At 72.3% G+C, this 25455-nt stretch carries 20 protein-coding genes; 5 read left to right on the forward strand and 15 right to left on the reverse strand.

Annotated elements, in window-relative coordinates; genetic code table 11:
- Positions 1-34 precede the first annotated feature (34 nt).
- Positions 35-730 (reverse strand): response regulator transcription factor, encoded by a 696-nt coding sequence (locus ACFYW1_RS22675; RefSeq protein ID WP_148838773.1) that lies wholly within the window; start codon positions 728-730, stop codon positions 35-37.
- Positions 714-2012: a PspC domain-containing protein gene (locus ACFYW1_RS22680; RefSeq protein WP_388995935.1), complete on the reverse strand. Its 1299-nt coding sequence runs from the start codon at positions 2010-2012 to the stop codon at positions 714-716. Before ACFYW1_RS22680 ends, ACFYW1_RS22675 begins: the two co-directional genes overlap by 17 nt.
- A 261-nt stretch (positions 2013-2273) precedes the next feature.
- On the opposite strand from ACFYW1_RS22680, the gene ACFYW1_RS22685 reads away from it, so the two are divergent.
- Both ACFYW1_RS22685 and ACFYW1_RS22690 read left to right on the forward strand, forming a co-directional pair.
- A complete protein-coding gene (locus ACFYW1_RS22685) occupies positions 2274-3644 on the forward strand; it encodes a PspC domain-containing protein (protein WP_388995938.1) in 1371 nt (456 codons plus the stop codon).
- Positions 3631-3894 carry a hypothetical protein gene (locus tag ACFYW1_RS22690; RefSeq protein ID WP_388995941.1) on the forward strand — a complete coding sequence of 88 codons (264 nt, stop codon included), beginning with the start codon at positions 3631-3633 and terminating at the stop codon, positions 3892-3894. Before ACFYW1_RS22685 ends, ACFYW1_RS22690 begins: the two co-directional genes overlap by 14 nt.
- Before the next feature lie 40 nt (positions 3895-3934).
- Here the strand turns inward: ACFYW1_RS22690 and ACFYW1_RS22695 are convergent, their stop codons facing one another.
- The 8 genes from ACFYW1_RS22695 to guaA form a co-directional block, all read right to left on the reverse strand.
- The gene (locus ACFYW1_RS22695) at positions 3935-4141 is read right to left on the reverse strand and encodes a hypothetical protein (protein WP_388995944.1); all 207 of its coding nucleotides are present in this window, start codon (positions 4139-4141) and stop codon (positions 3935-3937) included.
- A 284-nt stretch (positions 4142-4425) separates the two neighbouring features.
- Entirely contained in the window at positions 4426-5271 is an 846-nt protein-coding gene (locus ACFYW1_RS22700; protein WP_388995947.1) for a helix-turn-helix domain-containing protein, read from the reverse strand.
- A complete protein-coding gene (locus ACFYW1_RS22705) occupies positions 5261-5785 on the reverse strand; it encodes a DUF6879 family protein (protein WP_388995950.1) in 525 nt (174 codons plus the stop codon). Before ACFYW1_RS22705 ends, ACFYW1_RS22700 begins: the two co-directional genes overlap by 11 nt.
- Positions 5769-5975: a hypothetical protein gene (locus ACFYW1_RS22710; protein WP_388995953.1), complete on the reverse strand. Its 207-nt coding sequence runs from the start codon at positions 5973-5975 to the stop codon at positions 5769-5771. The genes ACFYW1_RS22705 and ACFYW1_RS22710 overlap by 17 nt, the downstream gene beginning before the upstream one ends.
- 165 nt (positions 5976-6140) lie before the next feature.
- A complete protein-coding gene (locus ACFYW1_RS22715) occupies positions 6141-6671 on the reverse strand; it encodes a DoxX family membrane protein (protein WP_388995956.1) in 531 nt (176 codons plus the stop codon).
- 118 nt (positions 6672-6789) lie between these two features.
- Positions 6790-8058, reverse strand: coding sequence for a hypothetical protein (locus ACFYW1_RS22720; RefSeq protein WP_388995959.1), 1269 nt, complete (start codon positions 8056-8058; stop codon positions 6790-6792).
- 113 nt (positions 8059-8171) lie between these two features.
- The gene (locus ACFYW1_RS22725) at positions 8172-8960 is read right to left on the reverse strand and encodes a class II aldolase/adducin family protein (protein ID WP_388995962.1); all 789 of its coding nucleotides are present in this window, start codon (positions 8958-8960) and stop codon (positions 8172-8174) included.
- Positions 8961-9160: 200 nt separating this feature from the next.
- Positions 9161-10747, reverse strand: coding sequence for a glutamine-hydrolyzing GMP synthase (gene guaA / locus ACFYW1_RS22730; RefSeq protein ID WP_388995965.1), 1587 nt, complete (start codon positions 10745-10747; stop codon positions 9161-9163).
- 383 nt (positions 10748-11130) lie between these two features.
- On the opposite strand from guaA, the gene ACFYW1_RS22735 reads away from it, so the two are divergent.
- Positions 11131-11490 carry a chorismate mutase gene (locus ACFYW1_RS22735; protein ID WP_388995968.1) on the forward strand — a complete coding sequence of 120 codons (360 nt, stop codon included), beginning with the start codon at positions 11131-11133 and terminating at the stop codon, positions 11488-11490.
- Positions 11491-12152: 662 nt separating this feature from the next.
- A complete protein-coding gene (locus ACFYW1_RS22740; protein ID WP_388995971.1) occupies positions 12153-13205 on the forward strand; it encodes an LAETG motif-containing sortase-dependent surface protein in 1053 nt (350 codons plus the stop codon).
- A 63-nt stretch (positions 13206-13268) separates the two neighbouring features.
- On the opposite strand, the gene ACFYW1_RS22745 is transcribed toward ACFYW1_RS22740, so the two are convergent.
- The 5 genes from ACFYW1_RS22745 to ACFYW1_RS22765 all read right to left on the reverse strand — a co-directional run bounded on the left by ACFYW1_RS22745 (position 13269) and on the right by ACFYW1_RS22765 (position 24239).
- Positions 13269-15098: a GMC family oxidoreductase N-terminal domain-containing protein gene (locus tag ACFYW1_RS22745; RefSeq protein ID WP_388995974.1), complete on the reverse strand. Its 1830-nt coding sequence runs from the start codon at positions 15096-15098 to the stop codon at positions 13269-13271.
- 69 nt (positions 15099-15167) lie between these two features.
- Positions 15168-16796, reverse strand: a complete 1629-nt coding sequence (locus tag ACFYW1_RS22750; protein ID WP_388995977.1) for a succinic semialdehyde dehydrogenase — start codon at positions 16794-16796, stop codon at positions 15168-15170.
- 291 nt (positions 16797-17087) lie between these two features.
- A complete protein-coding gene (locus ACFYW1_RS22755) occupies positions 17088-18776 on the reverse strand; it encodes a protein kinase (protein WP_388995980.1) in 1689 nt (562 codons plus the stop codon).
- A gap of 143 nt (positions 18777-18919) precedes the next feature.
- Positions 18920-21958, reverse strand: coding sequence for a protein kinase (locus ACFYW1_RS22760; protein ID WP_388995983.1), 3039 nt, complete (start codon positions 21956-21958; stop codon positions 18920-18922).
- 253 nt (positions 21959-22211) lie between these two features.
- Positions 22212-24239: a protein kinase gene (locus tag ACFYW1_RS22765; RefSeq protein ID WP_388995986.1), complete on the reverse strand. Its 2028-nt coding sequence runs from the start codon at positions 24237-24239 to the stop codon at positions 22212-22214.
- 120 nt (positions 24240-24359) lie between these two features.
- Between ACFYW1_RS22765 and ACFYW1_RS22770 the strand changes: the two genes are divergently transcribed.
- Complete coding sequence (locus ACFYW1_RS22770; protein ID WP_388995989.1) at positions 24360-25445, forward strand: serine hydrolase domain-containing protein; 1086 nt, start codon at positions 24360-24362, stop codon at positions 25443-25445.
- Positions 25446-25455: the final 10 nt, after the last annotated feature.

Consider the following 25455-nt stretch of genomic DNA (forward strand, 5'->3'; position numbering starts at 1 on the left):
CGGGCCTTCCTGCCGGGGCTTGCGGCCCGGCGGCTCAGACCAGCCGTCGGGCCGTCGCCCACCGGGTCAGCTCGTGCCGGTTCGACAGCTGGAGCTTGCGCAGCACCGCCGAGACGTGCGACTCGACCGTCTTCACCGAGATGAACAGCTGCTTGGCGATCTCCTTGTACGCGTAGCCGCGGGCGATCAGCCGCAGCACCTCGCGCTCGCGCTGGGTCAGCCGGTCCAGGTCCTCGTCGACCGGCGGCGCGTCCGTGGAGGCGAAGGCGTCGAGGACGAAGCCGGCCAGCCGGGGCGAGAACACCGCGTCGCCCTCCTGGACCCGGAAGACCGAGTCGATCAGGTCGGTGCCGGTGATGGTCTTGGTGACGTAGCCGCGGGCGCCGCCCCGGATGACGCCGATGACGTCCTCGGCGGCGTCCGAGACGGACAGCGCCAGGAACCGCACCGGGTTCTCCGCCGCGCCCATCAGCGGGGCGCAGCGGCGCAGCACCTCGACGCCGCCGCCCCCGGGCAGGTGCACGTCGAGGAGGACGACCTCGGGGCGCGTCGCCGTGATGACGGTGACGGCCTGGTCGACGTCCGCGGCCTCGCCGACGACCTCGACGCCGGTCTCCTCGGTGCGGCCGATCTCGGCCTGGACGCCGGTGCGGAACATCCGATGGTCGTCGACGAGCACGACCCGTACCCGGCGCTCCGGGTCCCCGCCCGGTTCAGTGGTCCTGGTCATCGCTCGCCCTCTCCATCTCCAGCTCGACTTCCGTGCCCCCGTCGGGCACCGAACGCAGCCGTGCCGTGCCGCCGTTGCGCTGCATCCGGCCGATGATCGATTCTCGTACGCCCATTCTGTCCCCCGGTACGGAGTCCAGGTCGAACCCCGGCCCCCGGTCGCGCACCGACACGAAGACCGTACGGCCCTCGACCTCCGCGTACACCTGCACGGCGCCGCCCTCGCCACCGTACTTGGCGGCGTTGACCATCGCCTCGCGCGCGGCCTGCATCTGTGCGCCCAGCTTCTCGTCCAGCGGGCAGTCGCCGACGACGACCACCTCCAGCGGGACGCCGTGCTTGTCCTCGACCTCGGCGGCGGCGCGCTTGACGGCCTCGGCGAGGGTCTCGGGTTCGTCGTCCTCGTCCTTGCCCGTGCCCTCGGGGTTGTACAGCCAGTTGCGCAGTTCGCGTTCCTGGGCGCGGGCGAGCCTGCGGACCTCACCGGCGTCCTCCGCGTTGCGCTGGATCAGGGTGAGGGTGTGCAGCACCGAGTCGTGGACGTGGGCGGCCACCTCGGCGCGTTCCTGGGCCCTGATGCGCATGGTGCGCTCCTCGGACAGGTCCTGGGTCATGCGCACGAGGTAGGGGCCGGCCAGCAGCGCGATGCCGGTGAGCACGGCGATCGCGGCGGTCAGCACGTTGCCGAGCTGGGCGGCGGAGCCGCGCACCACCATGAAGACGGCCAGTCCGAGGCCGACCAGGGCGACCCCGGCGAAGCCCCGGGCCAGGTGCAGGACCCGGCGGCGGCTGCCGACCTCCATCCAGCGGGCGCGCCGGGCGTTGTCGGCCTGCCGCCACACCAGTACGGACCCGGCGCCGATCAGCAGCGTCGGCCAGATGTAGCGGTTGGCCTTGCTGCCCATGTCGACGTTGCCGACGAAGATCATGGCGCCGATGAACAGCGCGATCAGGGCGAAGACCTGGCCCTTGTCGGGTTTGCGGAGCCGACGGGTGCCGTCCGGGGCGGTCTCGAAGAGCGAGCGCGGCGGCTCGACGCCGCCGACGCCGAGCGGGACGACGATCCAGAACACGGCGTAGAGCAGCGCGCCGAGGCCGTCCGCGAAGAACAGGCCGAGGAAGACGAACCGCACCCAGACGACCGGCAGCCCTATGTGCCCGGCGAGGCCGCGCGCGACACCGCCGAGCATCCGTCCGTCCGCGCTGCGGTACAACCGCCGCAGCGGCGGCTCGTCCGGGTCGGCGGTGCGGGAGCCCGGGGCTCGGGTCGTGGCGGCTGGCATGCACCGATCGTCACATGCCCGCGCGGGTGATGGCATCAGGGTCGGTCCCCCACTCGACCCTGAGAGCCCCGCGCCGGGGAGCGGCGGGAAGCCTCGGGTTCCGGTTCCGGTTCCGGCCGGGCCGGGGCCCGGGGTGCCGGACTGCCGGGTCCCCGGGGCCTTCGAGGTCCCGGGTCCCCCGAGGGGCTCGGGGCCAATATCAGGGATCGGCCAGGGTCGGGGCGGGTCCCGGACCGGCGTCCGGCCCGTCACCATGGAGCCATGACCGTTCCCCAGGACACCGCCCCCGGTGTCGCCCAGCCCCCCGAACCGGCGCCGCAACTGCGCCGCAGCCCTCGGCACAAGGTCGTGGCCGGGGTGTGCGGCGGACTCGGCCGCTACTGCGACGTCGATCCGGTCATCTTCCGGATCGTGCTCGGCGTGCTGTCGGTGACCGGCGGCATCGGGCTGATCTTCTACGGCTTCGCCTGGCTGCTGATCCCCGCGGACGGCGAGGAGGAGAACGAGGCGCGGCGGCTGCTGTCCGGCCGGGTGGACGGCGCGTCGCTGATCGCGGTGCTCCTCGCGCTGATCGGCTGCGGGCTGTTCCTCTCCATGCTGAACAACGGCGGAACGCTGGCGTTCTCCGCGATGCTCTCGCTCGCGGTCGTGGGCTTCGCCGTGTGGACGCAGCAGCGCAGGACGGTGGCGCCCGCGGACCCGCTGCACCCGGCGGCGCAGGCGGTGGCCGACGCGCCCCCCGAGGTGAAGGCGCCGCCGTCGCCGGGCAGCCCGTCGTGGTGGCGCGACCCGATCGTCAAGGACGGCACGACGGGGCCGGTGGGCCCGGGCTATCTGTGGGGCCCGGACGACGCGCTGCCCTCGGACCGGCCGGACGGACAGGGCGCACCGGGCAAGCCGTGCCGGTCGGCCCGTCCCGCGTGGGGGAACCCGGACAATCCGTTCCAGGTGCCCCGGCGGACGCCCGGCACCCGGGGGCCGGCCCCGATCGGCGGTCTCGTGTTCCTGTTCGCGCTGATCGCGGGCGGTCTGGGCACGAGGCTGAGCTGGGACTCGCAGCCGCTCGGCACGAGTCTGCAGTTCGGCCTGGCCGCCGCGCTCGCGGTGTTCGGACTCGGCATGCTGGTCAGCTCGTTCCTCGGCCGGACCGGGTTCGGCACGGTCATGCTGGCGGTGATCACGGCCGTGCTGCTGGCGGGCGCCTCCGCGCTGCCCAAGGAGATCTCCACGCAGTGGGTGCGCGAGGGCTGGCGCCCGGCCTCGGCGGCCGCCGTCCGGTCCGACTACCACCTGGGCACCGGGGTGGCCCGGCTGGACCTCACCGGGATCACGGTCCCCCGGGGCGACACCGTCACCACGAAGGTGGACGTCGGGGCCGGCCGCGTGGTCGTCGTCGTACCGAAGGAGGTGACGGTGGAGGTGGCCGCGCGGGCGTCCCTCGGGGACATCACGCTGCCGGGCGGCCGCCCCGCCGACACCCCGGCCGAACAGCCGGTCGACGTGGACATCAGGCCGTCGCGGAACGAGCACCGGACGCTGCCCCCGGCCCCGGGCAGCAAGCCGGCCGGCACGGTCGAGCTCACTCTCGAAGTCGGCATCGGACAGGTGGAGGTCACCCGTGCTGCGTCATGAGTTCCGTCCGGGACGTGCGGTGACGGGCGTGGTCGTGCTCGCCCTGGCCGCGGGGTACGCGGCGGATGCCGCGGGCTCCTGGAACGCCTCCTGGACCTTCTTCTTCCCGCTGTTCTTCGGCGGCCTCTGGCTGGCCGCCACCGTGACCTGGGTGAACTACATGATCCGCCGCCGCCGCGACGCGAGGAGGGCGTCCGCCGAGAACGTGGGGGCCCCGGCCGGCACGAGCAGCGGCCGGGCCGTGGAATAGGCAATGGGTACGAGAGGGCCGGGAGGGGCCCCGGCCCTCTTCAGTCTTCCCCGGTCACTCTCGCGTGGTCGATCACCTGCCACCGGAACATGGTGTGCTCCGGGTTCCTGCCGGTGTGGGCAAGGGCCCAGTCCTGGGCTGCTTCCTGATCGAAATGCGGACCGCTGCCGGCATCGCAACCAGGCGTCGAGCAGAAGAGTTCAAACAGCCGGCCGCTCTCCTCGACGTGCCGGATGGTGTGCTTCACAAATCTGATGATGGAACGGGTCACTGCTGGCCCCTGTGGGGAGGGCTCCGGATTTCGCGAGAAGTCTCGTAGGCCAGTTGCATATCTCCTCGGCCGAGTGCGGCTTTGCGTTCCCGGGCCAGTGCCATGCACGCCTTGCAGCCGCTGACCGGCACGCCTTCCAGGAGCCAGGGGTCCAGGGGGAGATCGATGGGGGGAGTCGAGTACCGGGTGGGTTCGGTCATGGGTTCTACCTTTCCGACTTCGTCGGAACCCAATGTCCCATCGTTTCTGGGAAGTCTCGATCAATATTCGCGTTGTCGGGTAAATACCTCTGACCAGCCGGACAGGAGTTCCCGGCACTCATCCCCGAACTTGGCGTAGGTCGAGTACCGATCAAAGTCCTCGCGGTAAGCATTCACGTCACGGTGGTCTCTGAGGATCAAGGCCCCGGTACCTGTCTCCACCGTGGCTAGTCGCCGGTCGTAGACCGTGAAGGTGTTCAGCGGCATTTCCGGGATGTGACCTCTCATCGGAATCACACCGATTCGTACGTTCGGAATCCTGGAGACAGAGGCCAGCCAATCGAGCTGCATAGCCATGCCGACTGGGGGTAGGAAAGGCCACCTAACGGCCTGCTCTGTGAGGATGAACGTAAACAACTTGGATTCGTCATGCAGAACGCTTTGGCGTTCTACCTTCCTGGCCACTGTCTTGGACTGGTCGCCGGGAACATCAGCAATGCTGGCACGAACGTATTCAGGTGTGGCAAGCAATCCTGTGATCGCTGAGAGCATGAAATACCGGAACTCAGTGGAGGACGATTCGAGCCGTGCTAGCTCGTTCTGTTTCTTGTCCAGACCCCTGCGACGGGATGACCAGTGATCTTGCCACTCAGTGTTTGCGGTACGAGCAAGGGACAGGAGTTCTTCGACCTCTGGCCCCTCGGCGCCGAGTGCTTCCAATATTAATTCAACGTCGACTAGAGCGGGGGTTAGCTTCCCGCTCTCGATATTGCTGATCTTGGTTTGAGACATGGTGCAGCGGCGGGCGAGCCAGGTTTGAGTTTTCCCAGCCCGCTTCCGCAGCGTGCGCATTGCTTCCGCTAGGTCTGACCTGGACTGACCTAGCCGTTCGGGTTCAAAGGTCAAGGCCCTTCACGTACTCCTCGAAGGGGACTGACTCAGCTACCGCGATTCGCTGATATTCGATGAACGGGGTCACATCACCCTCGAATAGCTCACGGCTGATCTGTCTACCATCCGGCTGGTAGTTCATCAGGACCACTTCGGCTTGATCGAACATCCAGAAATCCTGAACTCCAGCGAGCGGGTTTTCCCGGTCGGTCACATCAAGAATGCGAATCTGTTCACCGACCAGCGCGTGAGGGGCGTAGTACTGGCTGAACTCAAACCGCAGATACTCGGTCAGCGGGCGAGTCACGACGTGCACGCGCCCCTGTGGGCGCCCCTCGGCTGCCTGTCGACGTAGGCGGTCGGTGTACTCGTTCGAGACCGTCTGAGGGTCGATACGGGCCCCTGAGCGGAACCCTTCCAACTCCTCGGCCTCCTGGGGCATGAGGTACTGCGGCAGCGTCTCCAGTCGCCAGGCTTCATGCTTGAACTCCCGGAACTTTGCTGCCCAGTTGTCACCATCCAAGAGCACGGATTGCCTCCTTCAGGACCTCTTCGGGGATCTCAACGAGCCCTTCCCCCTCGGGCGGCCGGAAGGCCGTGGACACGTCCCCCTGGACGACGAACGAGCCTGACGCGGTGCGGTAGACGTTCGGGCAGTCGTCCTTGCCACACGTGCCGTTGCCGTTCCCGGTCAGTCGCTGTAGCTCCTCGCGTGCCACTTGAACTCCCCTTCGGTTGGCCCCTGTTGGGGCGTCTGGCACGACGGTACGAGGGGGCCGTGAGCAGCGTCTATGCGACCGCGCCAATATTCGCGTTGTCGGGTAAAGCTCCGTCCCTGGGGTGAGCCCGCCCCTCTCGGGTCCTGATGCCGGCCCGACGCCGGGCTAACGGAAACTTCCCCGCCTGCGTCCCCTGAGCAGGGCATCCGCCGAGAACGTGGGGGCCCCGGCCAGGAGCAGTGGCAGCCAGGCCATGAGATAGGCCAGGTCGTTGCCCAGGTAGTACGGCTCGACCTGCCAGCTGACGGTCAGCCACAGGCTCAGCGAGATCAGTGCCCCGCCGAGCGCGGCGATCCGGGTCCACAGGCCGAGGAGGGTGCCGAGGCCGACGAGGAGTTCGCCGACAGCGATGGCGTAGCCGAAACCGCCGGGGCTCTTCAGCGCGAGGTCGACCAGGGCCGGGATCGCGGACGAGTCGCGCACCGCGTGCAGGGTCTCGCCGAGGGAGCCCGGGCCGCTCGCGTGGAAGAACGCGCTGTCCGTCAGCTTGTCGAGCCCGGCGTAGACGAAGGTGACGCCGAGGAAGATCCGCAGCGGCAGCAGGGCGTGGCGCCGCGCCAGTTCCCCGATCCCGTGCGATCCGTTCAATCCGTTCGGGCCGCCCGTACCCCGTACGTACAAGCCGTGATCCCGCATGTGTGGCCACCTCGCCTCTCGTCGTCCCCGCCATCAGACGATACGTACGCGGCGCGCACGCCGGTCACCCGGTGGGGGCCTCCGACCGGCGGCCGGGTGGCGGAGGGCGGGGGCGGGGTCAGTCCGTCACGTCGATCTCGACCCGGTTCGTCTCCACCCCGGCGGCGGTCACGACCTGCACCTCCACCACCCCCGGTTCGACCTCGACGGGCACCGGCACGGTGAGGACGCCGTCCGTCGGGTTGGCGAAGCCGCCGGTGACCGGGATCAGCGGTACGTGCACGTGGACCCGCCCTATCCGGACGACCAGCCGGGCCAGCCGGTCCGGCGTCCCGGCACCCGGCGGCACGAAGCCCGCGCCGCGGATCTCGATGTCGTCGCCGGTGCGCACCGATGCGTCCAGGTCCCCGGCCTCGCGGGCCCGTACCACCGAGAGGATCACCGGACGGCCGCCCTCCGCGTACTTCCCGGCGAAGTACGCGAGCGCCGAGACGGTGACCAGCAGCGCCAGCCCCCAGGGCAGGTCGGGCAGCTGCTCGGGCCTGCGGGCCAGCCGAACCGCGGCGAACAGCACGGCGACGGTGCTCACCAGCACGTACTGAACGTCCGTGAAGCTGCCCCGTCCGGAGTCGTCGGTGAGCAGGTCGGCGGCGCGCGGCCGGACGGCCCGCAGCTTCTGGAGCCGGCCGGCCAGGGTCCGTACGGTCACCACCCGGCGCACGACCACGGCGACGGCGCACACCAGCGCCAGTACCGTCACCACCCCGGCGCCCCTGGCCAGGTCGAGCCCCTCGATCAGTTCGTCCCGCTCGGCGTGGTCGGAGGCGCCCGCCAGCTGGAGCGCCAGCACGAGCACGGAGAAGACCGCGAGCAGCACCCAGGAGGCGGCGACCGCCCGGGAGGTGGAGAGCCGGTTGTCCTCGCCGATCACGGGGGCGAGGAGGCCGCCGCGGGCGCGGTGGACGTGGGCGGCGCCGGTGAGCAGCCCGGCGGTGACGAGTCCGGCGATCAGTCCCGCCGTACGGGCGTTGGTCCAGCCCGCGCCGACGGCGGTGACGGCCTCGCCGACGACCAGCAGGACGACGCCGCCCCACACCGCGATCAGGGTGCGCCGCCACACCCGGTACAGCCAGGCTTCGCCCGCCTCCCGGCCCCGTTCGGCGACGGTCCTGGCGGACTGGGTCAGCTCGTCGGAGACCCACTGGCGGGTCGCGGACGCGGAGTGGGCGACCCCGGACGGCAGTCCCTGGCCCGCGGCGAACTCGTCCCGTCTGGCCAGGAAGGCGGCCACCGCACGCCGATGTCCCTCGCGCGCCCCGTGCGGGCAGCCACCGCACGTGCAGCCGCCCGTGTGCGTGCTGCCCGCACTCGCCTCGTCCAACGCCACGGAGAACGCCGCCCTTTCCCACTCCGGTCGATTCAACTCGACTGTTATTGCTGCGAATTGTGCCGCACGGAGGGGCGTCGGGCCGCATCGGGGCGGACCGTCGGCGCGTATCGTCAGAATGTGCGACTGATCCGGCGCCACAGGGGCTGGTAGTTGATCCATGCCACCAGGTCGCTGCCCAGCTGCTCCCGGGTGGCGACCGCGTCCCGGTGTTCGATCAGCACCGGCTTCCCGGCCGCCCGCGCGGCCAGTTGCACCTGGCACGAGCGGTCCAGCGCGATGAACCACCACGCGGCCGCGTCCACCGAGTCGCCCACGGTCAGCAGCCCGTGGTTGCGCAGCACGATCGCCTTGTGGTCGCCGAGCGCGGCGGCGATCCGGCGCCCCTCGTCCTCGTCGACGACGACCCCGGTGTAGGCGTCGTACAGGACGTGGTCCTCGTAGAAGGCGCAGGATTCCTGGGTGATCGGTTCGACGAGTTCACCGAGCGCGGCCAGGGCCCGCCCGTGCACGGAGTGGGTGTGGGCGACGGCGACGACGTCCGGCCGGGCCCGGTGCACCTGGGCGTGCACGGCGAACGCGGCCTGGTTGACGTGGTGGCGCCCCTCGACGACCTGCCCGTCGCCGTTGACCATGATCAGTTCGTCCGGCGCGAGCCCCTCGAAGGGAACCCCGAAGGGGTTCACCCAGAAGCAGTCGGCGTACTCCGGGTCCCGCGCGGTGATGTGCCCGGACACGCCGTCCTCGTACCCGTACTCCCCGAACAGCCGCAATGCCCCGGCCAGCCGTTCCTTGCGGTGCGCGCGCTCGTCGGCCGCGGACGCGTGGACGGGCGGCATCGCGAAGTGGAGCCGGTCCACGGGTATGGGCGCGGGGGCGGGGGCGGACGTGGGCTCGGACATGGCGGCTCCTCGGAGGTCCCGGGCGTACGGCCTCGGAAGTTACCGCCGGTCGCCGCAAGTGACCAGGGGTGCGGAGGGCCCGCCCCGCCGGCGGTGCCTGTCGCCGCCGGTCGATCGCGGGTACAGGCGGGCGGCGGAACGCGCCGATGCCGCCGCCCGGACGGAGGGGCGACGGCATCGGCGTTGGCCTGCGGGAGGGATTACTCCCACTCGATGGTGCCCGGCGGCTTGCTCGTCACGTCGAGCACGACGCGGTTGACGTCGGCGACCTCGTTGGTGATGCGGGTGGAGATCCTGGCGAGCGTCTCGTAGGGCAGGCGCGACCAGTCGGCCGTCATGGCGTCCTCGGAGGAGACCGGGCGCAGGACGATCGGGTGACCGTAGGTGCGGCCGTCGCCCTGGACGCCGACCGAGCGGACGTCGGCGAGCAGGACCACCGGGCACTGCCAGATGTCGCGGTCCAGGCCGGCCGCGGTCAGCTCCTCGCGGGCGATGGCGTCGGCCTCGCGGAGCAGGTCGAGCCGCTCCTCGGTGACCTCGCCGACGATGCGGATGCCCAGGCCGGGGCCGGGGAACGGCTGGCGCTGGACGATCTCGTCCGGCAGGCCGAGCTCCTGGCCGACCATCCGGACCTCGTCCTTGAACAGCTGGCGCAGCGGCTCGACGAGCTGGAACTCGATGTCGTCGGGAAGACCGCCGACGTTGTGGTGCGACTTGATGTTGGCGGTGCCGGTGCCGCCGCCGGACTCGACGATGTCCGGGTAGAGCGTGCCCTGCACGAGGAACGCGACCTCGGGGCCGTCCTCCTGGAGGATCTCCAGCTGGGCCTGCTCGAAGACGCGGATGAACTCGCGGCCGATGATCTTGCGCTTGGTCTCCGGGTCGGAGACCCCGGCGAGGGCCTTCAGGAAGCGCTCGCCGGCGTCGACGACCTTCAGGTTGGCGCCGGTGGCGGCCACGAAGTCCTTCTCGACCTGCTCGGTCTCGCCCTTGCGCATCAGGCCGTGGTCGACGTAGACGCAGGTCAGCTGGGAACCGATCGCCTTCTGGACCAGGGCGGCGGCCACGGCGGAGTCGACGCCGCCGGACAGGCCGCAGATCGCGCGCTTGTCGCCGACCTGGGCGCGGATCGCCTCGACCTGCTCCTCGATCACGTTGCCCGTGGTCCAGTTCGGCTCGATGCCGGCGCCGCGGTAGAGGAAGTGCTCCAGGACCTGCTGGCCGTGCGTGGAGTGCAGGACCTCGGGGTGGTACTGGACGCCGTAGAGCTTCTTCTCGTCGTTCTCGAAGGCGGCGACCGGCACGACGTCGGTGGACGCGGTGACGGTGAAGCCCTCGGGGGCGGCGGAGCAGGCGTCGCCGTGCGACATCCAGACCGACTGCTCGGTGGGGGTGCCCTCGAAGAGCGTGGAGCCGGCCTTGCTGACCGTGAGCGGCGTGCGGCCGTACTCGCGGGCACCGTTGTCGTCGACCGTGCCGCCGAGCGTGGTGGCCATCAGCTGGAAGCCGTAGCACATGCCGAAGACCGGCACCCCGGCCTCGAACAGCGCGCGGTCGAGGGAGGGCGCGCCCTCCGCGTACACCGAGGAGGGGCCGCCGGACAGGATGATCGCCCGGGGGTTCTTGGCCAGCATCTCGGCCACCGGCATGGTGGACGGGACGATCTCGCTGTAGACCCGGGCCTCACGGACGCGTCGGGCGATGAGCTGGGCGTACTGAGCGCCGAAGTCGACGACCAGGACCACGTCGGTGGTGCTGTCGGCGGCGGCGGGGGGTGCTGCTGGCACGGGGCGGCCTTCCGGCGGTGGAAAAAGGGGTCGGTTCTGTCGATTCTACCGGGGTCACCGAGCCACCCGGCGTCATGCTCAGGTCATGCCCGCGGGGCCGGCGGGCGCTCCGGGCCCGGCGGGGAACGGTGGGCCCGGGGCGGCGGGCGTCTCGCCATCCGGGCCCGTGTTGGTCCGTCCGCGCGGGCGGGGCCATACTGAAGCCATGCGTCAGCACACGACCTTCGTCTTTACCTATGGCATCCGGCCCGCCGGCTGCCATGGTCGTGCTGCTTGATCAACTGACGAGCAACGTTCCAGGCGCCCCGGGCCGAAAGGCCCGGGGCGCCTCGGCGTTCACGGACCGGTCGGCTCGGGGACCACATCCACGAGGAGTCACCACCATGACCAGCACCGCTCCCACCAGCACCGCTCCCACCAGCACCGCTCCCGCCCGGACCCCGGGCCCGGCCGCGGCCGGGGCGTCGGCCGCCGAACGGACGGGCGCGCACACCGACGAGGCCGCCGCACTGATCGCCGACGCGCGCGCCCGCATCGACTCCCTCGACGACCGGATCATCGGGCTCGTCCAGGAACGGATGGCCGTCTCGGCGGTCATCCAGGAGGCCCGGATCACCTCCGGCGGCCGGCGCATCAGCCTCTCCCGCGAGATGGAGATCCTCGGCCAGTACCGGGACGCCCTCGGCAAGCCCGGCACCTCGCTCGCCATGACCCTGCTGGAGCTGTGCCGCGGCCGGGCCTGACGCCCGCCGTCCCTCGGCCGGGGCGTCCGCCGCCGGGCCGCCTTCGGCCCTGTCCCCGGGCCCGTCGCGGCAGCCCGCGGGCCCGGGGTACTCCGGCGTATCCCAGTTCGGGCCGACTCTCACCCGTACGGCGCGTGACCGGGTTCGCGGCGGCTTCGTTGGTCCCGATGTCCGTGCCAGCCAGGGGCGGCTCCGGAAGAAGAGCAACCACGCGTGGCTCCGCTGGAGCGTGTGGCGTGCCGCAGGCACGCCGTGGGACCACGCACCAGCGTGTGTGACCGGTCGGCAGGGGACAGCAGTCCGGTCACTCCAGGAGTGGTCGGCTCCGGGGACGCCCGGGGCCGGCCGCTTCCATCACGAGGTCCGTGATCCGAACGGGCCGGGACGAGGCCGGGCCCCGCGCGGAGCCCGGCCCGTCCGTTCCGGCGCCCGGGCCGCGTACCGGCGCCGACGCGCGAGAGGCCCCGGGGCGGGCCGTCGGGGCAATTGGGGACACATGGCCGTGATTGGGTTCACATAAAGGTTCTGTGAGTGCCCGGACAACCATTGCGGTGGATCACGGGTCAACCATGCGAAACCCCGGGCCCGCCCCGTGCCCCGGCACGGCGGGCCCGCCCGCACCCGTACCGCTCACGGCGGTACGCCCCACCACCGAGGTCACCATGAAGCTTCGCCGCGCCATGGCGTTCGCCGCCGCCACGGCAGTCATCGCCCCCGCCGCGGTCCTGGCCGCCCCGGTCGCGTTCGCCGTGACCACGGACGGGACCACCACCACCGAGACCACCGCCTCCCCCTCGCCGAGCGGCTCCGATGCCACGGAGACCGACGGGCAGCCGTCCCCCGGGACGTCGAGCTCCGCCCCCGCCGGGGAGACCGGCGAGGAGCCCGGCGGGTCCGGCGAGGGCGAGGGCACGGGCGAGGGCGAGGTGACCGGACCCGGCGAGGACACCGACCCGGCCCCGGGCGAGAAGCCCGGTGCGACCCCGAGCGGCTCGGCGAGCGCCTCGGCCTCCGCCTCCCCGTCGCCCTCGGAGTCCGAGGACCCGGCGGAGCCGGCCGAGTGCGCCACGTCCGACCTGGACACCTCCATCAACGGCCTGCCCGGGAAGATCGCCCGGGGCAGCGGCTGGCACAAGTTCAAGATGAACGTCTACAACTCCTCGAAGTCCGCCGTGCGGAACGTCGACTACTTCGCGGGCGCCGCCTCCGACGAGGACGGCAACGACCTCTTCCGCTCGAAGCAGGTCCGCCTCCAGGCCCTCGACCCGGAGACCGGCACGTGGGAGGAGCTCAGCGAGGACGGCCGCGCGGTCGGCTACGTCGGCCAGTCCGACGAGGTCCCCGCGGGCTACGAGGTGGACATCCCGCTGCGCATCAACGTGCGGTCGAGCGCCCCGGTCGGCTCCGGCTTCACCCTCGGCGCCGGTCTGTACGTGGGCGACAAGGACTGCCGGGGCGTCACCGACGTGGCGTACAAGTTCAAGATCGTGGAGGCGGGCGGAAGCGGTTCCACGCCGCAGACCGGCGGCCGTGCCCCGGTCCCGTCCACGAAGCCGGCGGACAACCGGACGGGCCGGGTGACCGGCAGCCTCGCGGAGACCGGTTCGTCCTCCGCCCTGCCGGTGTTCGCCACCGCGGGCGGGGCGGCCGTGGTGCTCGGCGCGGGCGCGATGTTCGTCGTGCGGCGCCGCAGGAACGGTGCCGCCGGCGCCTGACGCGTCCGGACCATCGGGAGTACGGAGGGGCCGCGCCCGGAGGGGGCGCGGCCCCTCCGGGCGTTACGGCTGCTGCTTCTTCGGCGGAACGGCCGGCATGCCGAGGAACGGCAGCCGCAGCGCGCCGAACGCCTCCTTCGGCACGGCCGGCGCGCACGGCTCGACCGCGGCCAGCCGCCGGTACGCCTCGCCCTGCGCCGGGCGCGGGTCCGCCTCGCCCTTGTTGGGCCAGAAGGACATCGCGCGCTCGGCCTGGGCGGTGATGGTGAGCGACGGGTTGACGCCGAGGTTCGCGGAGACCGCCGCACCGTCGACCACCGAGATGCCGGGGTGGCCGTGGAGCCGGTGGTACGGGTCGATCACCCCGTCCTCGGCGGTGGCGCCGATGGGGCAGCCGCCGAGGAAGTGCGCGGTGAGCGGGGTGCCCATCAGCTCGCCCACGTTCGACCCCGCGAACCCGTTGATCTCCTCGGCGAGGAGCGAGGCGCCCCGGGTCGCCGCCTCGATCTGCGTCGGGTTGGGCGCGCCGTGCCCCTGGCGGGCGGTGAGCAGGCCCTTTCCGATGCCGCCGGGCTTGCGGTACGTCGTCAGGGAGTTGTCGAGCGACTGCATGACGAGCCCGATGATGGTCCGTTCCGACCAGCGGCGGTTGGAGAGCGACCGCAGGGCGAGCGTCGGGTGCTTGGCCAGTTCGAACAGCCACCTGCGCACCCGGTGCGCGCCGTACGGCACCTGGAGGACGGTCAGCGCGCCCATCGAGTTGGAGCCCTTGCCGTACCGGACCGGCTCGATGTGGGTGTTCTCGTCCGGGTGGATCGAGGAGGTGATGGCGACGCCCCGGGTGAAGTCGACCCGCGCGGCCCCGTGCTTCTTGCGGTAGCGGCGGTCGGTGGTCTGCGAGCCGACCAGGCCCTCGGAGTTGGTACGGGTCAGCTCGCCGAGCCGGGGGGAGATCCGGGGCAGCAGCCCGGTGTCCTTCATCCGGTGCAGCAGCGTCTGGGTGCCGTACGTGCCCGCGGCGACGACCACCTTGCGGGCGGTGAACGTACGGCCCTTGCCCTTCTTCCGGTTGTCGGTGGGGAGGGTCTTGACCGCGTAACCGCCCCGGGAGTCCTCGACGACCGCGACGACCGAGGTCATCGGGTGGACGACCGCGCCCGCTTCCTGGGCGAGGTGGAGGTAGTTCTCGTTGAGGGTGTTCTTCGCGCCGTGCCGGCAGCCGGTCATGCACTCGCCGCACTCGGTGCACGCCTTGCGGGAGGGACCCGCCCCGCCGAAGAACGGGTCGGCGACCTCGCCGCCCGGCCGGGCCCGCGCGGTGCCGTCGCCGTCCTCGCCGTCCCCGAAGAAGACGCCCACCGGCGCCATGTGGAACGTGTCGCCGATGCCCATGGCCTGCGCGGTCGCCTTCAGGTGGACGTCCGAGGGGGTCATGGTCGGGTTGAGCCGGACCCCCAGCATCCGTTTGGCCTGGTCGTAGTACGGGGCGAGCTCCTCGCGCCAGTCGGTGATGTCCTTCCACTGCGGGTCGTCGAAGAACGGCGCGAGCGGCTCGTACAGGGTGTTGGCGTAGTTCAGCGAACCGCCGCCGACGCCGGCGCCGGCCAGCACCATGACGTTGCCCAGCAGGTGGATGCGCTGGATGCCGTACAGGCCGAGCGCCGGGGCCCACAGGAAGTTCTTCAGGTCCCAGGAGTTCCTGGGGAGTTCGGAGCGGGTGAAGCGGCGGCCCGCCTCCAGCACCCCGACCCGGTACCCCTTCTCGGTCAGCCGCAGGGCCGAGACCGCGCCGCCGAAGCCCGAACCGACGACGATCACGTCGTAGTCGTAGGCGTCGTCGTCGGCCGTTTCCCGGTCGGCGGGCCGATTCTGGGCAGGGCTGTCCTGGGACATGGCTCTCCTCGGTGCGAAACGGGCGGAAGGCGCTCCGGCACCACCGGTGTCGGCGCGGGCGGAACGGGGTCAGCGCAGACGGAACGCCTTCATCGCCTTGAGGCCGGCGCTCATGAACGCGGCGTACTTCTCGTCGTCCATGCCGAAGGACGGGGCGAGCGGCATCAGGCGCTGCTGGGCGACGGTCTGCGCCTCGGTGTACTTGAGGATGCCCTCGGAGCCGTGCCGGCGGCCGAGCCCGGAGTCCTTCATGCCGCCCATCGGGGACTGCACGCTGCCGTACGCGGGGGCGTAGCCCTCGTTGATGTTGACCGTGCCGGTGCGCAGCCGGGCGGCGACCTGGTGGCCGCGCCGGGAGTCCTTCGTCCAGACGCTGGAGTTCAGGCCGTACGGGGTGGCGTTGGCCAGCGCGACGACCTCGTCCTCGTCGGTGAAGCGGTAGACGGAGACGACCGGGCCGAAGGTCTCCTCGGTGCAGACGGCCATCGGCGCCTCGACGCCGTCGAGGATGGTCGGCTCGTAGAACAGCGGGCCGATGTCGGGGCGGGCGACCCCGCCCGCGACGAGCCTGGCGCCCTTCTCCACGGCCTCCGCGACGTGCCGGCTGACGGTCTCCAGCTGGCGTTCGCCGACCAGGGAGCCCATGTCGGCGCCGTAGGCGAGGGAGCTGCCGAGCCGCATGGCCTTGGTGCGGGCGGCGAAGCGGGCCACGAAGTCGTCGGCGATCGACTCGTGGACGTACAGCCGCTCGATGGAGATGCAGAGCTGTCCGGCGGAGGAGAAGCAGGCGCGGACGGCGCCCGCGGCGGCCTTCTCCACGTCGGCGTCCTTCAGGACCAGCATGGCGTTCTTGCCGCCGAGCTCCAGCGAGACGCCGACCAGCCGGGCCGCGGCGCCCTGTGCGACCTCGCGGCCGGTGCGGGTGGAGCCGGTGAACGAGACGTAGTCGGCGTGCTTGACGACCTCGGGGCCGACGACGGGGCCCTCGCCGAGGACGACCTGGAAGACCTCGGCGGGCAGTCCGGCCTCGATCAGCAGGTCACGGGCCCATAGCGCGGTCAGCGCGGTCTCCGTGTCGGGCTTCATCACGACGGCGTTGCCGGAGACGAACGCGGGCAGCGCGTCGCCGACGGACAGCTCCAGCGGGTAGTTCCACGGCGCGATCTGGCCGACGACGCCGCGCGGCTGGCGCAGCTCGGTGACCTTGGTGAGGGTCGGCACGACGCCGGTGTGCCGCTTCGGCTTCAGGTACGCGGCGGCCCTGCGCCCGTAGTGGCGGGCCGCGACGGCGACGGCCTGCACCTCCTCGTGGGCGTGCAGCCGGGCCTTGCCGGTCTCCAGCTGGATCAGGTCGAGCACCTCGGCCTGGCGGCTGAGCACCAGGTCGTGGAAGCGGAGCAGCACGGCGGCGCGGGCGCGCACGGGGGTCGCGGCCCAGGCGGGCTGGGCGGCGCGGGCCCGCTCGAAGGCGGTCGCCACGTCCTCGGGGGTGGACTCCGGCAGGTCGGCCAGCTTCTCCCCGGTGAAGGGGGTGTGGTTGGCCGTGCGGCCCGAGCCGACCACGCCCCGGGTGAGCTGGGCGATCACTTCGGGTGTCACCACATCGGCGGCGGTGCGCACCCCGGCGGGGGCGGCGGCCACGGGGTTGGTGCCGAGCTGGGCCGCGGAAGTGGACGTGGAGGCCTGCGAGTCCGTCATGAGGGCGAGAGTACGTCCACCCGCACACTTTGGGTACCCGTGGGTAACGGGTTTTCACAGTCCTCACAAACAAGCCAGTGATCACTGGCAACGAAGCCCCTGATCAGGGGCCTTCCGCCCCGGCGACTCGGCATGACGTCACCGGAGCCGTCCGGTCCGGCCGCACCGGGACCACCCGGCGCGACGTGGCCGGAACCATCCCCTCCGGACCGGCCCGCCTCCGCCGGGCCGCGTCTCCGGTCCGGTCCCGTCCAAGCCGCCTCCGGCCCGGTCCCGTCGGAGCCGTCCGGCTCAGTCGGCGGATTCGCCCGGCGCCCGCCAGCTGCGCAGCATCGTGTCGAACTGCGCCCGGGTCGTCTCCCAGTCCTCCTCCGGGCCCGTCATGTACAGCGCGTACTCGGGTCCGCCCGTCTCCCCGAAGTACATCTGGTCGATCGCGTGCCGGGGCCCCGGGTGCTGCTTGGTCTCGGTCCAGGTGAACTCCCAGAGCGATCCCGGCCGGTCCCGGTACGTGTTGGAGTGCAGGGTCTGGCGCTGGTAGCCGGGAAGCCGCCGGGAGAGCTGCGCCTCCAGGCTCAGCATGTGCATGTACGGGTTCTCGAAGTCGGGCTCCGGGTCGATGCTGATCCGGATGTAGTGCACACCGCCGTCCGGGGTGTAGTCGATCTGGTTGCCGTCCATCCGGCGTTCCCAGCCGTCGGGCACGGTCAGGCTGAAGCCCTCGGGGTCCTCCACCCGGTGCCAGCCGTCGGGCACGTCCTTCACCTCGTCGGTGGGCTTCGGCGAGGACGGGGCGTCGGGATCGGTCGCGGACTTGCCGGTGTCGGGATCGGTCGCGGGCTTGCCGGCATCGGCGCCCTTGGTCCCCTCGGGCTGCTCGATGGACTTCTCCGTGCGGTCCCCGTACTTCATCGCGGCGAGCCCCGCGCCGCCGCCGACCAGCGCCGCGATCGCGACGACCAGGACCGCGGTGCGCCAGCGTCCGCGGCTGCGGCGGGTCACCGGGTCCGGGGCGGGCGGCCGGGCATCGGGGTCGGACGGCGGAACGGGCGCCGTCGGGGCGGTGGTGCCCTCCTGGCCCAGGGAGTGCAGCATCTCGCCGGTGACCCGCTGCGTCGGCACGAACGCCTGCGCGGCCACGGGTTCGCGGCCCTCCATGGCGTCCAGCAGCATCCGCTCGGCCTCCGCCGCCGTCGGTCGCTCGTCCGGCTCCTTGCGGAGCAGCGCGGTGATCACGGGGGCCAGCGGGCCCGCCCGGCCGGGCGTCGGCGGCTCGTCGGTGACGACGGCCTGCATGGTGGAGATCGGGGACGTGCGGCGGAAGGGCGAGCGCCCCTCGACCGCGGTGTAGAGCGTGGCGCCGAGCGACCACAGGTCGGAGGCGGGGCCGGGGTCGGCGCCGCGGACCCGTTCGGGCGCCAGGTAGTCGATGGAGCCGACCAGTTCGCCGGTCCGGGTGATGGTCGAGTCGCCCTCGATGGCGGCGATCCCGAAGTCGGTGAGCAGCACCTGCCCGTCCCCGGCGAGCAGGACGTTGCCGGGCTTGACGTCGCGGTGCAGGACCCCCGCCGCGTGCGCGGCGCGCAGGGCGCCCAGGACGTGGAGGCCGATCCTGGCCGCCTCGCGCGGCTCCATCTCGCCGGACTCCTTGGCCGCGTCGGCCAGTGACGGGCCGTCGACGTACTGCATGACGATCCAGGGCCGGTTGTCGTACTCCAGCACGTCGTGGACGGTGACCACGCCCGGGTGCGTGATCCGGGCGGCGGCCCGCGCCTCCTTCTGCGTCCGGGCGTGCAGGACGACCCGGTCCGCCTCGGCGACGTACTGCCCGGCGGTCAGCTCCTTGACCGCGACCGTGCGGTGCAGCACCTCGTCGTGGGCCCGCCACACCTTGCCCATGCCGCCGCGTCCCAGGACCTCGCCCAACCGATACCTTCCGGCCAGCAACAGTCCCGATTCCGTGCCCTGTGATTGCTCCACGTGTCCCCGCCCCGTGTCCCCGCCCCGTACCTCAGGTGCCAGATTACGGAGCGGACGCACGGCCACGGAACCTCGCACCGCCCACGAGACCGCACTGTGATGCTTGTCGCTCCGTCACATGCCGGCCGCCGCACGGAGCGGGGTCAGGACGTCACCCGGTAGGAAGAGATGGCTTGTTCATAGATGTCCGAAACCTTGTCACGCCGGTTCTCCGGGCCGATGACCTGGATCACGTGGTAGCGGCCCTCGACGACCATCACGAGGTTGCGGGCGTACACCTCGCGCCCCGAGGCGTCCTGCCAGGTGAACTGGCCCTCCGCCATGGCCTGTCGGCCCACGTCGATCCGGCGCAGCCCGCTCGACCCCGACCACTCGGAGTCGCGGAACTGCTGCAGCTCCAGTTCCTTGTCGGCCTGGTACGCCAGCGGGTCGTCGCCACCGGACCCGACCGCGTCACGGCCCGGGACGATCAGCAGGCTGAAACCGTCGCCGCCGTAACGGATCTGACGGTCGGCGTTGGCCGGGGTGCGCCGCCAGCTCCTGGGCGCGCCGACCTCGAAGCCCTCGGCGTCCTTGCGCAGGGTGTAGCCGGGGGCGAGCGCGACCGCGGAGCGGCTGGTCTGCGGCTGCTGGGAGCCGGGCGAATCCTGGCCGCCGGTCTCCCCCGTGCCGGGCTCCGGCGAACCGGACGTCGACGCTCCGGGCCCCGATGAGCCGTTGCCCTGTCCGTCGCCCGACTTGGGCATGAACATCACGGCGTACGCGATGGCGGCGGCCATGACCAGCAAAATCAGCAGCAGGAGCAGCCGCCCGAGCCTGCGCGGCGCCCGGCCCTCGGCGAACCGGGGCGGGGTGCGCAGCGCCTTGGGCTCGCGCGGCGCCCTGGGAGCCCTGGGGGCCTTGGCCGGCCTGGGGGCCCGCTCGGCCCGGGGCCCGTCCTGCCGCTCGAACCCGTCCTGCCGGTCGAATCCGCCCAGCAGGTCGAGTCCGGCGTCCTGCTGCTCCGGCTGCGCCGGCCGGCCGGACCTGTTCTTGGCGTGGCGGTGGCGGCCGTGGGCCGCGTTGCGCCCGCGGCGACGGCGGACCAGCTCGCCCCGGCGGCGCACGATGGGGAGCCGGGCGCTGTCCGAGGCCGGCAGAGGTACGACGTCCAGACCGGCCTCGGGCTCGGGCGCCGAACGGACCAGGGAGCGCAGCCAGCCGCTCAGTTCCTCGAAGTCCGGCCGCTCGGTGGGGTCCTGGCGCAGCAGGGACTCGACGACGGGGCGCAGCGGACCGCACTCCTCGGCGAACGCCGGCGGCTCGGCGCACACCATCTGCACCAGTTCGGCCGCGTTCTCCTCGGGGTAGGGGGCGTGGCCCTGAACGGCGCGGTAGAGCAGCGCGCCCAGCGCCCAGAGATCGGTGGCGGGGCCGATCGGCGGTGCCAGCTGCCAGTTCTCGTGGACGGGGCCGGCCTGCTCGGGCGCCCAGCGCTCGGTGACCGCGCCCACGACCGCGATCCGGGTCTGCCGGGCCCGCTCGGCGGCGAGGGGGGTGGCGGGGCCCCGGTAGCCGGAGGCCGTACGGCCGCCCTCGTCGTCCTCGTCCCAGCGGCCCGCCGAGGGCTGCTCCGGCAGGTGCGCGGGGAGGGCCGGCACGCCGCCGCGCCGGGACTCGGCCCGCAGCGCGTCCTGCCCCGATCCTCCGGCGGGAACGGGGCGCCCCGCTCCGGGCCCGTCGTCCCACGAGCCGATGAGATACGCCCGCCGAGGGGGAGACGCGGGGCCCGGGGGCGTACGGCCCTCCCCGGCATCGCGGTCGTCCCCGGCGTCATGGACGCTCTCGGCGTCGTGGATGTCCCCGCCGTTTCCGTCCTCGCTCCCGCCCTCGTCGTCCTCGTCCTCGTACGGGTCCTCGGCGTGCGGGACGTCGTCGCCGTACGGGCCCTTGGCCCAGGGGGATCCGGCGTACGGGGCCGTCGTCCCGGTGGCTCCGTCGGCGTTACCGGTGCCGTCGTCCTCGGCGGCGTCCGTACCGGCGCGCTGGACCGGCAGGCTGCCGGTGTCCTCCGCCTCGGCGCGGCGCCGGTCCTCGCTGAGGCGCGCACCGGCGCGGGCGCCCTCGCGGTAGGCGACGATCGCGTCGGGGCGCCCGGTCCGCGACTGCGTGAAGTCCCTGGACGGGGCCGCCGGGAAGGCGTGGCTCACCGGGCGCGGCACGGCCTCCAGATCGCCCGGGAGACCGGGCGCCGCCCCTCTCCGTACGTCACCGGAGCGGTCGTCGTCCCCGTACGGATCTTCGTCGGCGTCCGCGTACGCCTCGTCGTCGGCATACGCGTCGTCGTCCCCGTCGCCGTGCGGATCGTCGTCGTCCCGGCCCGTCCCTATCGCCATCCGGCCGCGCGAGGCCGGGACCTCGGCCATGGGCGCGGGCGCCGGAGGCACGGCGGGCCGGGGCGGCGCGAACACCCCTGCCCCGGAACGGTCGTGGTCACCGTGGTCGTACCCGCCCTCGTCGTCGTACCCGTCCCCGTCGCCGTATCCGTCCGCGTCGCCGTATCCGTCCGCGTGGTCGTATCCGTCCGCGTGGTCGTCGTCCTCGTCGTCGGGCCGGGGCGTCGTCACGTACCCACAGAGCGCCTCCTCCGCCGCCCCGGCCGCCAGGCCGGTCAGCATGACGCGGCCGTCGTCGCAGATCAGCACCGTGCGGACGGTGATGTTCCGGTGGGTCCAGCCGTGGGCGTGCAGCGCCCGCAGCGCGGCCAGTACGTCGGAGCCGATCTCGGCGGCCCGGAAGGGGCTGAGCGGGCGCTCCGCGAGCAGGCTCGCGAGCGGCCGGGCCGCGACGAACTCGCTCACGATCCAGAGCGAACCCGCCTCGGCGAACACGTCGAAGACCTGGCCGAGCCGGGGGTGGTCGGGCACCTGGGCCGCCGCCTGCGCCGCCTCGACGGCACGCCGCACCACCGGGTCCGCCGGCTGCCGCACCGCCCCTGTGGCACCCCGGAAACCGGTTGGTGCCGAGCCGTCCGCGCCGAGCACCTCGGCGTCCACCACCTCGGGCAACGGCACCTGCCGGACCAGGACCTCCTGCCCGCTGTAGGTGTCGAACGCCCGGGTCTCGACCGGTTCGTACTCGTCCGACCGGGACAACGGAAGGCGGTAACGGTCGGCAAGCACCCGACCCGCGTAGTCGTCCACGACGCCTCCCCAGAGCGCGTTGTCCCCCCGGTCACAAGGGACCGCATCAACCCGTCAATTGCGGTCGCCCACCGTGCAACTGACTCATCGTCCCGGCTGCGTACGGTCTTCAGGCTCTCACGATACGTGGCACGTGACGGCCACGCGCCGGGGTCGGTGCAACCCGGCCCCTTTCCCCCGAGGAGTCAGACGGACCGGCCGGATCGTCCGGTTCCATCGGAGTCGCTGGTTCCGGTCGGTCCGGCCGGTCCGGTCAGTCGACGGGCTTGAACGTGTCGAACGCGACCTCGCGCAGCTTCCGGCACTCCGCGCCGTTCCACTCGTCCGCCTTGCAACTGATCATGATCGCGTAGCCGTGGCCGGCGTCGACCTTGAAGCCCCGGTTGAGCACCCGGACCTTCTGGCCCTGCTGGGTGCGCTCGAACTGCCAGTCGGCGACGGTCGGGTAGCCGTTGTACTCGACCTTCTTGATGCCGAAGTGCTTGTAGCCCCTGCTGGTGGCGGCGACGGCGGCCCGTGCGGCGTTCCAGGCCGCGGCGGCGTCGCCGCCGGGCGAGTCGGTGTAGTCGATCTGGATGCGCGGGAAGCCGCCGTCGACGTTGTAGATGGCGCCGGAGTTGCTGCCGGCCGTCTGGTCGAACCGGAAGTTCTTGGGCATGGCCACCGTGAAGTGGAAACGCTTGCTCGTGACCTTCCGGAACCCGGCGGGCAGGGCGTCACCGGGCTTGTCGCCCTTCGAGCCGTCCGCCCCGTCGCCCTTGTCCTTGCCCTTGTCCGCGTCCTGGCCCGGGGCGCCGTTCTGGTCCTTGCCCTGGTCCTTGCCGCTGCCTCCGCCGTTGCCGCTGTCGGTGTCCGTGGAGGAGCCGCCGACGGCCGTCGAGGACCCGGCCGAGGTGGACTTGTCGTCCTTGCCGTTGCCGCCGCCGGCGTTGTCCTTGTCGTCCCCGCCGAGCGTGAGCGCGAGGATCGTGCCGACCAGGACGAGCGCGATCACCACGGCGATGATCGCCAGGGTGCGGCGCGGCACCACGTCCGTGATGGACGCGCGCGGCGGGGCGGGCGGCGACGTGGCCGGGCGGGGCGGCGGCACGGAGGCGGAGGCCACCGTGGCCGCGCCGGTCGCCGGGGCGGCGGGCCGGCCGGGCTTCGCCGGGGACGCCGGACCGCTCGCCGCGGCGGCGGACGGGGGCGTCCGGGGCGGGGGCGGAACGGTGGCCGGGGCGGCGGCAGCGGCCGTACCGGCGGCGGCGACCGGGGTCGCCTTCGCGTTGCGCACGGAACGCAGCGCGCCCCGCAGCCGGTCCCGCGCGCCCTCGCCCTGCTCCGCGGGCTTCGACGCCGACTTGGGGCGGGGCTCGTCCGGCGCCTTGGGCAGGGCCATGACCTGGGTGGCCTCGGCGGGCGGAACCGCCGCCGGCTCCGGCTTCTCGGGAGCGTGGATCACGTCGTTGAGCAGGGTGCGGGCGCCCGCGTCGTCGAGCCGCTGATCAGGGTCCTTGGCGAGGAGGCCGTAGATAACGTCCTTCAGCGGACCGGCGTTCTTCGGCGGGTCGAGCGGCTCGATCATCACCGCGGTCAGGGTGGCGATCGCCGACCCCTTGTCGTACGGCGGGGTACCCTCGACGCTGGCGTACAGCAGGCCGCCGAGCGACCACAGGTCGGCGGGCGGGCCCGGCTTGTGCCCGCGGGCGCGCTCCGGGGAGATGTACGAGGGCGCGCCGACGAGCATGCCCGTCGAGGTGACCGACGGGTCGCCCTCGACCTGGGCGATGCCGAAGTCGGTCAGCACGACCCGGCCGTCCTCGGCGATCAGGACGTTGGACGGCTTCACGTCACGGTGCAGGATGCCCTCGCGGTGCGCCGATCTGAGCACGTCGAGTATCGCGAGGCCGACCTCGGCCGCCCGCTTCGGCGTCAGGACGCCGTCCTCGCGGATGGCCTCGGCGAGGGACTTGCCCTCGATGAGCTCCATCACGATCCACGGCCGGTCGTCCTCGTCGACCACGTCGTAGACCGTCACGGCGCCGTTGTTGCGGATCCGGGCGATCGCCTTCGCCTCGCGCAGGGTGCGCGTGATGAGCCGGCGCTTCTCGTCCTCGTCGATGGCCGAGGGGAACCTCAGCTCCTTGACCGCGACCGTGCGGCCCAGCGTCTCGTCGGCGGCACGCCAGACCGTGCCCATACCGCCCCGGCCGAGCACCTCCCCGAGCCGGTACCGACCCGCGAGGAGACGTCCGTCCGTGTCCCGTTGGGGCTCCCGTGCCTGCTCCGCCTCCGACATGCGTCCCCTCTGCGATCAACCCGCCCTGGCAGAGCGTTCATTGTCCCTCACCCCGGCACCGGTCGTGGTGCGGGGTCCACGGGCCCGTCATGATGTGCCCGGAGAAAGGGATTCCCCGCCATGCCGATGCCCAGGGCATTGTTCGTCACCCCGTTGGTGCTGGTGCTGCTCGCCCTGCGAACAGCGTCCCCGCCCAGCGAACCACACCTCGCCCCCGCGGCCACTCACCTTCCGCGGCTCGTCGCCCGGGGAGGTGCCCCCACGGCGGCACTGCTGGCCCGTCGGGTCCCTCCCGCACCGTACGACACCTACCGCTCGACGGGGCCGGGCATCCGACAGGCGGACCGGTTCCGGGCGGGCAGCGTCACCAAGACCTTCGTCGCCACGGTCGTGCTCCAACTCGCCGGGGAACGGCGGCTGCGTCTGTCCGACCCCGTCGACCGGCTGCTGCCCGGACTGATCGGGGGTCACGGCAACGACGGCCGCCGCATCACCCTGCGCGCCCTGCTCAACCACACCAGCGGCCTGTACGACTACACCGCCGACGCGTCCGCCCATCCCGTCTCCCCCACCGACGCGATCCGGGTCGCCCTGGCCCACCGCCCCACGAGCGCCCCCGGCCACTACGCCTACTCCAACACCAATTACGCCGTACTCGGACTCGTCGTTCAACGGGTCACCGGCCACGGCTACGCCACCGAGATCCGCAACCGCATCATCAACCCCCTCCGTCTCACCGGCACCTCCCTCCCGGGCGCCCGCACCCACCTGCCCGCCCCGCACGGCCGCGGCTACACCCGGGACCCGGCCGACGGCACGCTCCGCGACGTCACCGACCTCGACCCGCGCACGGCGGGCGCGGCCGGGGAACTGATCTCCACCCTCGGCGACCTCGACCGTTTCCAGTCGGCCCTGTTGGGCGGCCGCCTCCTCCCGCCGGCCCAGCTGACGGCCATGCTGGACACGGAGGCCACGCACGGCGCCTACGGCCTGGGCATCCATCCGCGGAAGCTGTCCTGCGGCACCATCGTCTGGGGCCACAGCGGCCGCATAGCGGGCAGTTACGTCCGTACCGCCGCCACTCGCGACGGGCGGCACACCCTGACGTACCGCGCCGACACGGACACCCTGACCGACGGGGATTCCCTCGAACAGGAACTGCTCGACGCGGAGTTCTGCACCCCGGCCGCCCCCGCTTCCTCCTGAACCGCCCTCC

The organism is Streptomyces sp. NPDC002669 (assembly GCF_042889165.1).
In the GTDB taxonomy this organism is placed as follows: domain Bacteria; phylum Actinomycetota; class Actinomycetes; order Streptomycetales; family Streptomycetaceae; genus Streptomyces.